Source organism: Variovorax sp. V118 (genome assembly GCF_041154445.1).
In the GTDB taxonomy this organism is placed as follows: domain Bacteria; phylum Pseudomonadota; class Gammaproteobacteria; order Burkholderiales; family Burkholderiaceae_C; genus Variovorax; species Variovorax boronicumulans.
Map to the genome: position 1 here is coordinate 195,001 of NZ_AP028663.1, position 12,956 is coordinate 207,956.

General features: G+C 65.7%; 8 protein-coding genes and 2 rRNA genes (1 of these 10 running past the window's edge). 6 read left to right on the forward strand and 4 right to left on the reverse strand.

The window, feature by feature from the left end:
* Together ACAM52_RS00935 and rrf are read left to right on the forward strand one after the other, a co-directional pair.
* Positions 1-1,587: ribosomal RNA gene (locus ACAM52_RS00935) — 23S ribosomal RNA — on the forward strand (it extends 1,287 nt beyond the left edge of the window).
* Positions 1,588-1,715: 128 nt separating this feature from the next.
* Positions 1,716-1,828, forward strand: a 5S ribosomal RNA gene (gene rrf, locus ACAM52_RS00940).
* A 130-nt stretch (positions 1,829-1,958) separates the two neighbouring features.
* On the opposite strand, the gene ACAM52_RS00945 is transcribed toward rrf, so the two are convergent.
* The 4 genes from ACAM52_RS00945 to ACAM52_RS00960 all read right to left on the reverse strand — a co-directional run bounded on the left by ACAM52_RS00945 (position 1,959) and on the right by ACAM52_RS00960 (position 5,885).
* Positions 1,959-2,267, reverse strand: a complete 309-nt coding sequence (locus ACAM52_RS00945; RefSeq protein WP_369645830.1) for a hypothetical protein — start codon at positions 2,265-2,267, stop codon at positions 1,959-1,961.
* A gap of 139 nt (positions 2,268-2,406) precedes the next feature.
* Positions 2,407-4,260 (reverse strand): phosphoenolpyruvate carboxykinase (GTP), encoded by a 1,854-nt coding sequence (locus ACAM52_RS00950; RefSeq protein WP_369645831.1) that lies wholly within the window; start codon positions 4,258-4,260, stop codon positions 2,407-2,409.
* Between the two features lie 151 nt (positions 4,261-4,411).
* On the reverse strand, positions 4,412-4,564 hold the full coding sequence (locus tag ACAM52_RS00955) for a hypothetical protein (RefSeq protein WP_169805104.1): 153 nt from the start codon (positions 4,562-4,564) through the stop codon (positions 4,412-4,414).
* Positions 4,565-4,685: 121 nt separating this feature from the next.
* Positions 4,686-5,885: a threonine ammonia-lyase gene (locus ACAM52_RS00960; RefSeq protein ID WP_169805105.1), complete on the reverse strand. Its 1,200-nt coding sequence runs from the start codon at positions 5,883-5,885 to the stop codon at positions 4,686-4,688.
* Between the two features lie 116 nt (positions 5,886-6,001).
* Here ACAM52_RS00960 and ACAM52_RS00965 point away from each other — a divergent pair, with 116 nt between their 5' ends.
* From ACAM52_RS00965 to xylB, 4 genes are all read left to right on the forward strand, one after another.
* A complete protein-coding gene (locus ACAM52_RS00965) occupies positions 6,002-8,326 on the forward strand; it encodes an ATP-binding protein (protein WP_369645832.1) in 2,325 nt (774 codons plus the stop codon).
* A gap of 78 nt (positions 8,327-8,404) precedes the next feature.
* Complete coding sequence (locus ACAM52_RS00970) at positions 8,405-10,036, forward strand: S41 family peptidase (protein WP_369645833.1); 1,632 nt, start codon at positions 8,405-8,407, stop codon at positions 10,034-10,036.
* Positions 10,037-10,226: 190 nt separating this feature from the next.
* Positions 10,227-11,408: a nucleoside hydrolase gene (locus ACAM52_RS00975; protein ID WP_369645834.1), complete on the forward strand. Its 1,182-nt coding sequence runs from the start codon at positions 10,227-10,229 to the stop codon at positions 11,406-11,408.
* Between the two features lie 70 nt (positions 11,409-11,478).
* Complete coding sequence (gene xylB / locus ACAM52_RS00980) at positions 11,479-12,948, forward strand: xylulokinase (RefSeq protein ID WP_369645835.1); 1,470 nt, start codon at positions 11,479-11,481, stop codon at positions 12,946-12,948.
* Positions 12,949-12,956 lie beyond the last annotated feature (8 nt).

A 12,956-nucleotide genomic window follows, 5' to 3' on the forward strand; every position in this document is an offset into this window, starting at 1 on the left:
AAGCGCAAGGTTTTCTACGCAACGTTCATCGGCGTAGAGTGAGTCGGCCCCTAAGGCGAGGCAGAGATGCGTAGCTGATGGGAAACAGGTCAATATTCCTGTACCGATTGTTAGTGCGATGTGGGGACGGATCTTAATAGGTCATCCAGTTATTGGATTATTCTGGTTTAGTTGGATGTAGGCGTGCATTAGGCAAATCCGGTGCACATATACCGAGGCCAACGATCGAGCGGACTTGTCCGTGAAGTGACTGAACGAGGTTCCAGGAAAAGCCACTAAGCTTCAGCTAACAACGACCGTACCGCAAACCGACACTGGTGCGCGAGATGAGTATTCTAAGGCGCTTGAGAGAACTCAGGAGAAGGAACTCGGCAAATTGACACCGTAACTTCGGAAGAAGGTGTGCCCTATTAGTGTGTAGTGAACAACGAAGCATGAATGGGTTGCAAAAAATCGGTGGCTGCGACTGTTTATTAAAAACACAGCACTCTGCAAACACGAAAGTGGACGTATAGGGTGTGACGCCTGCCCGGTGCTGGAAGATTAAATGATGGGGTGCAAGCTCTTGATTGAAGTCCCAGTAAACGGCGGCCGTAACTATAACGGTCCTAAGGTAGCGAAATTCCTTGTCGGGTAAGTTCCGACCTGCACGAATGGCGTAACGATGGCCACACTGTCTCCTCCTGAGACTCAGCGAAGTTGAAATGTTTGTGATGATGCAATCTCCCCGCGGAAAGACGGAAAGACCCCATGAACCTTTACTGTAGCTTTGTATTGGACTTTGAACAGATCTGTGTAGGATAGGTGGGAGGCTTTGAAGCAGGGTCGCTAGATCTTGTGGAGCCAACGTTGAAATACCACCCTGGTGTGTTTGAGGTTCTAACCTAGGTCCATTATCTGGATCGGGGACAGTGCATGGTAGGCAGTTTGACTGGGGCGGTCTCCTCCCAAAGCGTAACGGAGGAGTTCGAAGGTACGCTAGTTACGGTCGGACATCGTGACGATAGTGCAATGGCATAAGCGTGCTTAACTGCGAGACTGACAAGTCGAGCAGATGCGAAAGCAGGACATAGTGATCCGGTGGTTCTGTATGGAAGGGCCATCGCTCAACGGATAAAAGGTACTCTGGGGATAACAGGCTGATACCGCCCAAGAGTTCATATCGACGGCGGTGTTTGGCACCTCGATGTCGGCTCATCTCATCCTGGGGCTGTAGCCGGTCCCAAGGGTATGGCTGTTCGCCATTTAAAGAGGTACGTGAGCTGGGTTTAAAACGTCGTGAGACAGTTTGGTCCCTATCTTCCGTGGGCGCTGCAGATTTGAGGAAGCCTGCTCCTAGTACGAGAGGACCGGAGTGGACACACCTCTGGTGTATCGGTTGTCACGCCAGTGGCATTGCCGAGTAGCTAAGTGTGGAAGAGATAACCGCTGAAAGCATCTAAGCGGGAAACTCGTTTCAAGATGAGATCTGCCGGGGCCTTGAGCCCCCTGAAGAGTCGTTCAAGACCAGGACGTTGATAGGTCAGGTGTGGAAGCGCAGTAATGCGTTAAGCTAACTGATACTAATTGCTCGTGCGGCTTGACCCTATAACTTTGATCAATCTGATCAAGGTGTTATGCCAAGTTGACGCATTCAAAATAATTCGCCAAAAGCTGATTCCAAACTCTATGAATTCGTTTGATTGATCGTGTGATCAATCGGACAACCCTTTATGCCTGATGACCATAGCGAGTTGGTACCACTCCTTCCCATCCCGAACAGGACAGTGAAACGACTCAGCGCCGATGATAGTGCGGGTTCCCGTGTGAAAGTAGGTCATCGTCAGGCTCTTACAGCCCAGAAAACCCCAGTCAGCAATGACTGGGGTTTTTTGCTTTGCGCAATGCAAACGCCAAACGCATAAAAAGCGCTGACTCGAAAGAGCGGGCGCTTTTTTATTGCAGTAAACAACCGTCAATCAGGCGTTGTGAACTCCCGATGCATCGGATTGCGCTGCGCCAACTCCAATCAGCTCTGCAAGCAGCTCCGACGTCAGATCGACCAGCGACTCACCGGCAAAGAATCGAGCCCGGATCCGCTCGAAATAGGGCGTTCCAGCCAGCCACGCACCCCACTCAGCGTGCGACACCGCGTGCAGCTCCAGAAGCTTGAACTTCATCAGCACCTTCATCGCATGACGCGCGTGCTTCTCAGGGGCGTGCTCCAAGCCAGACAGCCGCCGGCGCGCCGTATGCAACGCGCTCCACATCGGCGAAGACTCCGCCATGTCCAGGAATCACCTGACGAGGCGCTAATTGAGTAGCGCCTAAAACAAGAAAGCCCGATGAGATGAACTCATCGGGCTTTCTATTGGGCTTTCAAGGCCCGCACTTCGCAGGCTGCGAGAGCCTGCGAGAAGAAATGGCTCAGGCCGCCAGCCGCTGCTCAATCGCAGCCTTCGTCTCCGGCAGTTCCTTCGGCAGATGGTGCGCCAACTGCTGGAACAGCTCCGTGTGCAGCTTCAGCTCAGCCTGCCAAGCCGCCTTGTCGATGCTCGTGACGGTAGCGAACTGCTCGGCGCTGAAATCCAGCCCAGTCCAGTTCAGGTCTTCGTAGCGCGGGCTCACGCCGGTGATGTGCTCGACACCTTCCGTCGCCTTACCTTCCACGCGGTCGATCATCCACTTCAGTACGCGCATGTTCTCGCCGTAGCCTGGCCAGACGAACTTACCGTCCGCGCCCTTGCGGAACCAGTTGGTCGTGTAGATCTTCGGCAGCTGGGCGCCCGAGGCTTGCAGCTTCTTGCCCAGGTCGAGCCAGTGCTGGAAGTAGTCGCTCATGTTGTAGCCCATGAACGGCAGCATGGCGAACGGGTCGCGGCGCACCACGCCCTGCTGGCCGGCGGCCGCAGCGGTCGTTTCCGAGCCCATCGTGGCGGCCATGTAGACGCCTTCGACCCAGTTGCGGGCTTCGGTGACCAGCGGCACGGTCGTCGAACGGCGGCCGCCGAAGATGAAGGCGTCGATCTTCACGCCTTTCGGATCGTCCCAGGCTTCGTCGAGGGCCGGGTTATTGGTGGCGGCGACGGTGAAGCGCGCGTTCGGGTGGGCGGCCTTGGCGCCGGTTTCCTTGGCGATCTGCGGCGTCCACTCCTTGCCTTGCCAGTCGATGCAGTGCGCGGGCGCGTCGCCCATGCCTTCCCACCAGACATCGCCGTCATCGGTCAGCGCCACGTTCGTGAAGATCACGTCACGGTGCAGGCTGGCCATGCAGTTCGGGTTGGTCAGGTCGTTGGTGCCCGGGGCCACGCCGAAGTAGCCGGCTTCCGGGTTGATCGCGCGCAGCGTGCCGTCGGCTTGCGGCTTGATCCAGGCGATGTCGTCGCCGATCGTCGTGACCTTCCAGCCGTCGAAGCCCGCCGGCGGGATCAGCATGGCGAAGTTGGTCTTGCCGCAGGCGCTCGGGAAGGCGGCGGCCACGTGGTGCTTCTTGCCTTCAGGGCTGGTCACGCCGAGGATCAGCATGTGCTCGGCCAGCCAGCCTTCGTCGCGGCCCATGTTCGAGGCGATGCGCAGCGCGAAGCACTTCTTGCCCAGCAGCGCGTTGCCGCCGTAGCCCGAGCCGTAGCTCCAGATCTCGCGCGTCTCGGGGTAGTGGACGATGTACTTGGTCTTGTTGCAGGGCCAGGTCACGTCCTTCTGGCCGGCCGCGAGCGGTGCGCCCACGGTGTGGACGCAAGGCACGAACTCGCCATCGGTGCCCAGCACCTCGTACACGGCCTTGCCCATGCGGGTCATGATGCGCATGTTGACGGCGACGTAGGGGCTGTCGGACAGCTCGATGCCGATGTGCGCAATGGGCGAGCCCAGCGGGCCCATGCTGAAGGGCACCACGTACATGGTGCGGCCCTTCATGCAGCCGTCGAACAGGGGCTGCAGCGTCGCGCGCATTTCGGCCGGGGCCATCCAGTTGTTGGTGGGGCCGGCGTTTTCCTTCTGGGCGGAGCAGATGAAGGTGCGGTCTTCGACGCGTGCCACGTCGCTCGGATCGGACATCGCGAGGAACGAGCCCGGGCGCTTGGCGGGGTTCAGCTTCTTGAAGGTACCGGCGTCGACCAGTTGCTGGCAGAGGCGGTCGTATTCTTCCTTGCTGCCGTCGCACCAGTGGATGGCGTCGGGTTTGCACAGCGCGGCCATCTCGGCCACCCAGGCGATCAGCTTGGCGTTCTTGACGTATGAGGGCGCCTGAATGGGAAGGCCCTTCATCGTGGGTGCGTTCATCGGAAATCTCCTAAGTTGAAAAATCGTCTTTCCGAACGGGGCGCCGCGCCTGAGCAGGCACGGAGGTCCGTTTGAGAAAACGTTTCGCTTCGGGAGATTGCGTCAACGCGGGCCGCACAGCCCGCGGACAAAAGCGCGAAAGCCTGTCAGTTCAGGCGAGAAAAACGGCGATCGACGCCAGCAGCAGCATCAGCACGCCGCCAGCCAGCGGGAGCACGAGCGGCATCAGGTGAACGACCGATTCGACGGCGTCATGTTCGGCGGCGGCAGCGTGGCCGTGCTCGGCGGGGGTGGGATGGGACATCGGGAAATACCTCGAATACGCAAATGACAACGCATCAAATGCAGTCAACCGCAAATGACAAAACTCCCGCCATTTTACCGGCGAGGCGCCGTCGGCGGGTCTAGGGGGTTGCGAGGAGCCCTCAGTGCTGCTCCACCGCTTCGAAACCGGCGTCTTTCAGGGCACTCAACACGCTCGCCAGGTGGGCCCGGCCGCGCGTCTGCAGCACCAACTCGACGTCGACATTCTGTGCCGCCAGCATGGTGAAGGCGCGCTGGTGGTGCACTTCGTCGACGTTAGCGCCCGCTTCGGCCACAGTGGCCGTGATCTGGGCCAACGAACCCGGCACATCGCGCGCGCTGACGCGCACCCGGGCGAGCCGCCCGGCGCGCACCATGCCGCGTTCGATGATGGCCGCGAGCAGCAGCGGATCGATGTTGCCGCCCGACAGCACCAGGCCCACGCGCTTGCCGCGAAAGCGTTCGGGGTGCCGGATCAGCGCCGCCAGGCCGGCCGCGCCCGCGCCTTCGACCAGGGTCTTTTCGATCTCGAGCAGCATCAGCACGCCCTGCTCGATATCGCCTTCGTCCACCAGCAGCAGGTCGTCGACCTTGGCGGCGATGATCTCCCGCGTCAGCACGCCGGGCGTGCCGACCGCGATGCCCTCGGCGATCGTGCTCGTGCCCTGCGCGTGGTGCGTGCCCTTGACGGCATTCACCATTGCCGGAAAACGCTGCGTCTGCACGCCGACGATCTCGATGCCGGGCTTGATCTCGCGCGCCGCCACGGCCATGCCGGCGATGAGCCCGCCGCCGCCGACCGCCACCACCAGCGTGTCGAGATCGGGCACTGCGTCGAGCATCTCGAGCGCGATCGTGCCCTGGCCGGCAATGATGGCTTCGTCGTCATAGGGGTGCACGAAGGTCAGGCCTTCGCGCTCGGCCAGTGCCAGCGCATGGGCGCGCGCCGCGTCGAGCGTGTCGCCGTGCAGCACCACCTCGGCGCCGAAGCCGCGCGTGCGCTCGATCTTCACGCCGGGCGTGAAGCGCGGCATCACGATGAGTGCGCGCAGGCCCAGCCGCTGCGCGTGATAAGCCACACCCTGCGCATGGTTGCCGGCCGACATGGCGATCACGCCGCGCGTGCCGCCTTCAGAAAGATCGACCAGCTTGTTGCACGCCCCGCGTTCCTTGAAGGACGACGTGAACTGCAGGTTCTCGAACTTGAGGAACACCTGCGCGCCCACGATTTCAGAGAGCGTGCGCGACTCCACGCAGGGCGTGTTGAGCACCTGGCCCTGCAGGCGCGCCGCGGCGCGACGGATAGCTTCGATTCCGACCATGGCGCGCATTGTGGCTGGAATCCAGCGGATCAGGGTTTTTACTCTTTCGGCGTCTTCCCGAAGCCAAAAGTCTGCGTTATGGTCGCTCCAAGTATTTCCTCGCAGGAGGTTGCCTGATGGTCAAGCGTGCGGGTGTCGATGTGGTGGCTGCTGCGGTGCGCGGGCAGGCCTTGCCTTCGCCCGGCCTCAAGGAAGCACCGGTGCTCGAGCTCATGTGCTCGCACTTCGTGCTCACGCTCGCCGCCAAGCAGGGGCCGCGCTTCAATGTGCGGCGCGATATCAACGGATTGCTCTCGCTCACCGGGCGCCACCTCGTGTGGCCCGCCGCGGTGCTGCAGCGATTGCGCGAGTTCCTGGGCCGCCGCTGTGCGGGCAATGAAGCGTGGAAGGGCGTCGAAGACTTCGACGGCCGCACGCTGCTCGAACGCCACGGCGTGTGGCGCGGCCCGTATGAAGAAGGCACGCTGTTCTTCTATCTCGACGAGTACGCGAAAGACCAGCCCAAAGACCTGCTCTCGGTGCTGGCCGTCACGCGCGACTGGCTCACGCACGCGCTGCGCAAGCAGTCGACGCTGGTCGAGAAGAACATCGATGCGCTCGCCGGCCTCTTGCAGCTCAACAAGGCCGAGCGCGCGCTGCTCCTGTACGGCACGCTCGCGCGCTACCAGCGCGACCTGCGTTCGCTGCTGGTCGAGTTCAAGGTCAACAACGCGCCCGAGGCCTATGCCGCCATCGCCGACATCGCGGGCGTCAACGCGAGCGAGGTGGGCGAGGCGCTGCGCGCGGGCTCGCGGCTGGAGCGCATCGGCCTCGTCGAGAACCTCATCTCCGAGCACAACATCACCGACCTCGCCGACCTCATGAAGGTCAGCGAGAAGCTGCCGCCCGTGCTGATGCGCGAGTACCGCGACCACAACGAGCTGATGGCCGTGTTCACGCGGCCCTCGGCCAAGAGCGCGCTCACGCCGCACGACTTCTCCTTCGTGCAGGAAGACGCGCAGATGCTCGTCACGCTGCTGCGCGCGGCCGTCGCGCGCAAGGAGCCCGGTGTCAACGTGCTGCTCTACGGCCCGCCAGGCACCGGCAAGACCGAGCTGGCCAAGGTGGTCGCGCAGGCCGCGGGCCTGGAGCTCTTCGAGGTCGAGTACGCCGACCGCGACGGCAACTCGCTCAGCGGCCGCGACCGCTACCGCTCGCTGCAGATCGCGCAGGTGTTCCTGAAGGGCAGCGCGCAGGCCGCGCTGCTGTTCGACGAGGTCGAGGACGTGTTCCCGCCCATCAGCACCGAGGCCGCGCAGTTCATGGCGCGCGCCGAGCAGATCCCCGCGCCCGCCAGCGGCAGCGTGAGCGGCAAGGCCTGGGTCAACCAGATCCTCGAGGCCAACCCCGTGCCCACGCTGTGGGTCACCAACCGCATCGAGCAGATCGACCCCGCCTTCCGCCGCCGCTTCGCCTACCACCTGGAGCTCAAGTCGCCGCCGCCCGGCGCGCGCGAGCAGCTCGTGAAGAAGACGCTCGAGGGCGTGGTCGTGTCCGAGGCCTTCACCGCCAAGCTGGCCGAGCGCAAGGGCCTCACGCCCGCACAGATCCGCACCGCCGTGCGCTTTGCCGGCCTGGCCAAGACCGACGAGGCTTCGGTCGAGGCCCTCATTGAGCGCCAGCTGCGCAACGCCGACCTCGCGCTGGGCACGCTCGACAAGAGCCCGGCCGAGCGCCGCAGCGTCACCACCTACGACCTGGACATGCTCCACGTCGAAACCCGCTTCGAGATCCCGCGCATCGTCGAGGCGCTGAAGGCGCGCGGCCACGGCACGCTGTGCTTCTACGGCGCGCCCGGCACTGGCAAGACCGCGCTGGCCGAGCACATCGCCAAGGCCGTGGGGCGCCCGCTCATCGTCAAGCAGGCCAGCGACCTCATGAGCAAGTACGTCGGCGAGACCGAGCAGAACATGGCCGCCATGTTCAAGGAGGCCGAATCCGAGAAGGCCGTGCTGCTGCTCGACGAGGCCGATTCGTTCCTGCAGGACCGGCGCGGCGCGCAGCGCACCTACGAGGTCACCGAGGTCAACGAGATGCTGCAGGGCATGGAGCGCTTTCGCGGCGTGTTCGTGTGCACCACCAACCTGCTCGACCGGCTCGACCAGGCGGCGTTGCGGCGCTTCACCTTCAAGATCAAGTTCATGCCGCTCACCGCGGCGCAGCGCGAACGCATGTTCGTCACCGAGGCGCTCGCGGGCGACGCGGCCCTGCTCTCCGGCGAGGTGCGCGCGCGCCTGGCGCTGCTGTCGCAGCTGTGCCCGGGCGACTTCGCGGCCGTGAAGCGGCAGACCGACATCCTCGCGGCCGAGTTCTCGGCCGCGGAGTTTCTCGAACAGCTCGAAGCCGAGCATCGCATCAAGCCCGAGGTGCGCGAATCGCGCGGCATGGGCTTCATCCAGTAGCGGGCGAGCGTCCCGCCCCCGCGCCCCGAACAAAAACCGATCAGCACTGTCCGTCACCGCGGACGCCAGGAGGACCCGATGGCCTTTCGCAATGCACACGCGTCGCGGCGTTCGCGGGCCTTGGCCGCCACCACCGGCGCGATGGCGCTCGCCCTGGCCGGCCTGTTGGCGGGGTGCGGTGGAGGCGGCGGGGGAGGAGGTGGCGGCGGTGGCTTCCCGATCGGCGTGCTGCCGACGCCCGCGCCGGGAGGAGGTGGCAACGGAGGCGAGGGCGGCATCGTCGCGTCTGCGACCGTCGCCGGCCAGTGCGTCGCGCCGCGCCGGGGCACCAACCCCGCGACGGGCCGCGCGTACCCCGACACCGCCGGCACCGTCGACAACGAGAAGAGCTGGGTGCGCGGCTGGATCGACGAAACCTACCTTTGGTACAACGAGGTGCCCACGACCCTCAAGGCGTCCGACTACGCCACGCCGTTGACCTGGTTCAGCGTGCTCAAAACGCAGGCCACCACGCCCTCGGGCCAGCTAAAGGACCGCTTCCATTTCTACCTCGACACCGAGGCGTACCGCCTGGAGTCCGAGGGCGGCGTGTCGGTCGGCTACGGCATGGACACGGCGGCGGTGCGCAGTTCGCCGCCGCGCAACATCCGCCTCGCCTTCGTCGAGCCGGGCTCGCCGGCGGCGGCGGCCGGCCTGACGCGCGGGGCCAAGCTGGTCGGGGTCGACGGCGTCGACGTGGTGGCCAGCACCGGGCAGGCCAATGTCGACATCATCAACCGCGCGATCTCGCCGCAGAACCTCGGCGAGAAGCACACCTTCACCTTCGAGGTGAGCGGCACGCGCGGCAGCCCGATCGAGCTCACGGCCCAGCGCATCACGAGCACGCCGGTGCTGTACACCCGCACCATCGGGCCGGCCGGCAACCGCGTGGGCTACCTGCTGTTCAACGACCACATCTCGACCGCCGAGGGGCAGCTCGTCACGGCCATGAACACGCTCAAGCAGGACGGCGGCGTCCAGGACCTCGTGATCGACATGCGCTACAACGGCGGCGGCCAGCTGCGCATCGCAAGCCAGCTGGCCTACATGGTGGCCGGGCCGGGCCCGACGAACGGCAAGACCTTCGAGTTGCTGACCTTCAACGACAAGAACCCGTACCGCACCACGCTCGCGGACAACCTCACGCCCTTCTTCACGACCACCCGCGCCAACCAGCCCCTGCCCACGCTGGGCCTGTCGCGCGTCACGCTGCTGACGGGCCGCAGCACCTGCTCGGCCAGCGAGTCGGTCATCAACAGCCTGCGCGGCGTGGGCGTCACGGTCAACCTCGTGGGCGCCACCACCTGCGGCAAGCCCTACGGGTTCGTTCCGCAGGACAATTGCGGCACCACCTACTTCGCGGTCAACTTCAAGGGCGTCAACCAGGCCGGCTTCGGCGACTACGGCGACGGCTTTGCACCCAATGCCAGCTGCGCCGTGGCCGACGACTTCGACCACCTGCTGGGCGACGCCGCCGAAGGCCGGCTGGCTGCGGCGCTGCGGCTGCGCGACACCGGTTCGTGCACCGCGGCCACGGCATCCGCCAAGGCCGCGGACGCCCCGGGCCTGGAGAAGGCCGCCGCGCCGGTGGAAGAAGACGAGCCCTTCCTGCGCCCCCGCTCGCCGCTGCGCGAGAACCGGCTGATCGACCCTGTGCCCAACCCGGGCTGAGGACGGCCTGACCGGCGCGCGAGGCCGACGCCCCGGCCTCGCGGAAAACCCCTAGCCGCACCCCATTGCCACGCCTGCGGCCTGCCACTTAGAGTTTGGCAAACGTTTGCGCAAAGGTTTGCGCAAACGTTTTCACTCCCTGGCGCCCCTCTGGAAACCGGGCTGGAAACCAAACACTTAGGAGAAGCAGATGCGCAAATGGACAGTGACGACCTTCTGGCTCGTCGTCGTGGCCGTGCTCACGGCATGCGGCGGTGGCGGAGGCGGCAATGACGGCATCGGCCTGGCGCCCGGGTTCGCCGCAACGCCGGTGGCGCAGAAAGTCATCATCGACAGCGACTACAACACCATGAGCGACGACGGCCAGCTCGGCGTCATGGCCGCGCAGTTGCAGGCCGAGGGCAAGGTGCAGGTGATGGGCATCAGCGTGGTGTCGGGCAACCAGTGGCTCAAGCAGGGCGTGGCCGACGCGCTGATGTCGGTCGAGCGCCTGGGCGTGGGCCAGCGCATCGGTGTCTACGTGGGCGAGAACTACGCCATCAACCACGACTACGCCACCATCGAGGCCGAGATGAAGGCCGGCGCGGGCGGCGACGGCTACCTGGGCGCCTGGAGCGGCCCCGAGCCCAAGACCGACGCCGACCTCAAGCCCTCGCCCGACGGCTTCGCCACCCGCACCGTGGTGCAGCGCAAGAGCGCGGTCGACTTCATCATCGACACCGTCAAGGCCAACCCCAACGAAATCACCATTCTGGCCATCGGCCCGCTCACCAACATCGCGCTGGCCGTGAAGAAGAGCCCCGAGATCGTGCCGCTGATCAAGAAGATCATCTACATGGGCGGCGCCGTCGACGTGGCCGGCAACACCACCCATTTCGCCGAGTTCAACTGGTGGTTCGACCCCGAGGCCGCGCAGTTCGTGGTGCGCCTGCCGATCCCGCAGGTGGTGGTGCCGCTGGACGTGACCGACACCGTGTTCCTCACCAAGCCCGTCTACGACCGCATCGCGCACCCGGCCAAGCCCACGGCCGTGACCGAGGTGTTCCGCAAGCTCAACGGCTACGGCTTCAGCGGCACCAACGGCTTCGAGAACAACCCGAACTACACGCAGAACATCTGGGACACGCTGGTGCTGGCCTACCTCATCGATCCGCGCTACGCCACGCAGACCGTCGAGCGCTATGTCGACGTGGTCGCCAAGCCCGGCGCCGCCGACAACGGCCGCTCCATCGGCTACACCACGCCGCCCGCGGGCGTGTCGCTGCAGAAGATGACGGTGGTGAAGAAGTTCGACAACGCGCGCTTCTTCGAGCTCTACATCGACCTGCTCACGCGGCCAGTGCCGATTTCGCTGCCGGCGACCGGCTCGTAAACCACCTGCCGTCAGCCGGCGCGCGGGGCCGGAGCGTCGATACTTCGGCCCTCGAACAGGGAACACACGCATGCTGATCGGCATCGATATCGGAACCTCCGCGGTCAAGATCGTCCTGACCGACCTGCAGCTGCATGTCGTGGCCACGGTCGATCGGCCGCTCAGCTCGCAGTACCCGCAGCCGCTGTGGTGCGAGCACGACCCCGACCAGTGGTGGGCCGCCGTGGCCGACGGCCTCGACGAACTGGCGCGCACGCACCCGGCGGCCATGGCCGGCGTGCAAGGCATCGGCCTGTCGGGCCAGATGCACTCGCTGGTGCTGCTCGACGCGGCCGACCGCCCGGTGCGCCCCGCGATCTTGTGGAACGACGGCCGCGCCGCCGCCGAGGCCGCCGAGCTCATGCAGACCGACCTGGCCCTGCGGCGCGCCGTCGGCGTGCAGCCGATGGCGGGCTTCACCGGCCCGAAGCTGCGCTGGCTGCGCACCCACGAGCCCGAGGCCGTGGCGCGCGCCCGCTCGCTGCTGCTGACCAAGGACTACGTGCGCCTGCAGCTGTCGGGCGAGAAGGTGACCGACGTCACCGACGCCGCCGGCACCTGGCTGTTCGACCAGGCGCAGCGCTGCTGGTCGCCGCAGGCGCTCGCCGCCTGCGGGGTCGAGCCCGCCTGGCTGCCGCGCGTGGTCGAGTCGTGCGAACCCTGCGCCACCGTGCGCGATGCATTGGCTGCGCGCTGGGGCTTGCCGCGCGGCGTGCCGATTGCGGGCGGCGCGGGCGATGCCGCGGCGGGCGGTGTCGGCATCGGCGTGGTCGGGCCGGGCGACGGCTTCGTGTCGCTCGGCACCTCGGCGCAGATCCTGGTGGCCGACACCGCGCACCGCCCCGACCCCGAGCGGCTGGTGCACGCCTTCTGCCACGCGCTGCCGCAGCGCTGGTACCGCATGGCTGCGCTGCTCAACGGCGCGAGCCCGCTCGCGGCGCTGGCGTCGTGCACCGGCGGTGCCTCGGTGGGCGAACTGCTGGCCGAGGTCGAGGCCGCGTACGCCGGGCCGTCGCGCCTGCTCGCGCTGCCTTATCTGTTCGGCGAACGCACGCCGCACAACAACCCCTTCGCGCGCGGCGCGATCGTCGGGCTGTCGGGCGCCACCACGCGCGCCGACCTGATGCAGGCGGTCTGCGAAGGCATCGCCTTCTCGCTCGCCGACGGCCTGGAAGCGCTGAGCGCGCAGACGGCGCGGCCCGAGCGCCTGGCGCTGATCGGCGGCGGCGCGCGCTCCGCCTTCCTGGCGCAGCTGATCGCGTCGGTGCTCGACGTGCCGCTGGTGCTGTACGAATCCGCCGACCGCGGCCCGGCCTTCGGTGCGGCGCGGCTCGCGCGGCTGGCGGTCACGGGCGAAGACCCGGCGGGTGTGGTCGTTGCGCCCGCCGTGCGCCAGGTGCTCGCGCCCGACGCCGCCTTGCACGCGGCCTACCAGCCGCGGCTCGAGGCCTTCCGCACGCTCTACCGCGCGATGGCGCCGGTCTGGGCGTCGGTGGCCTGACGAGGCGC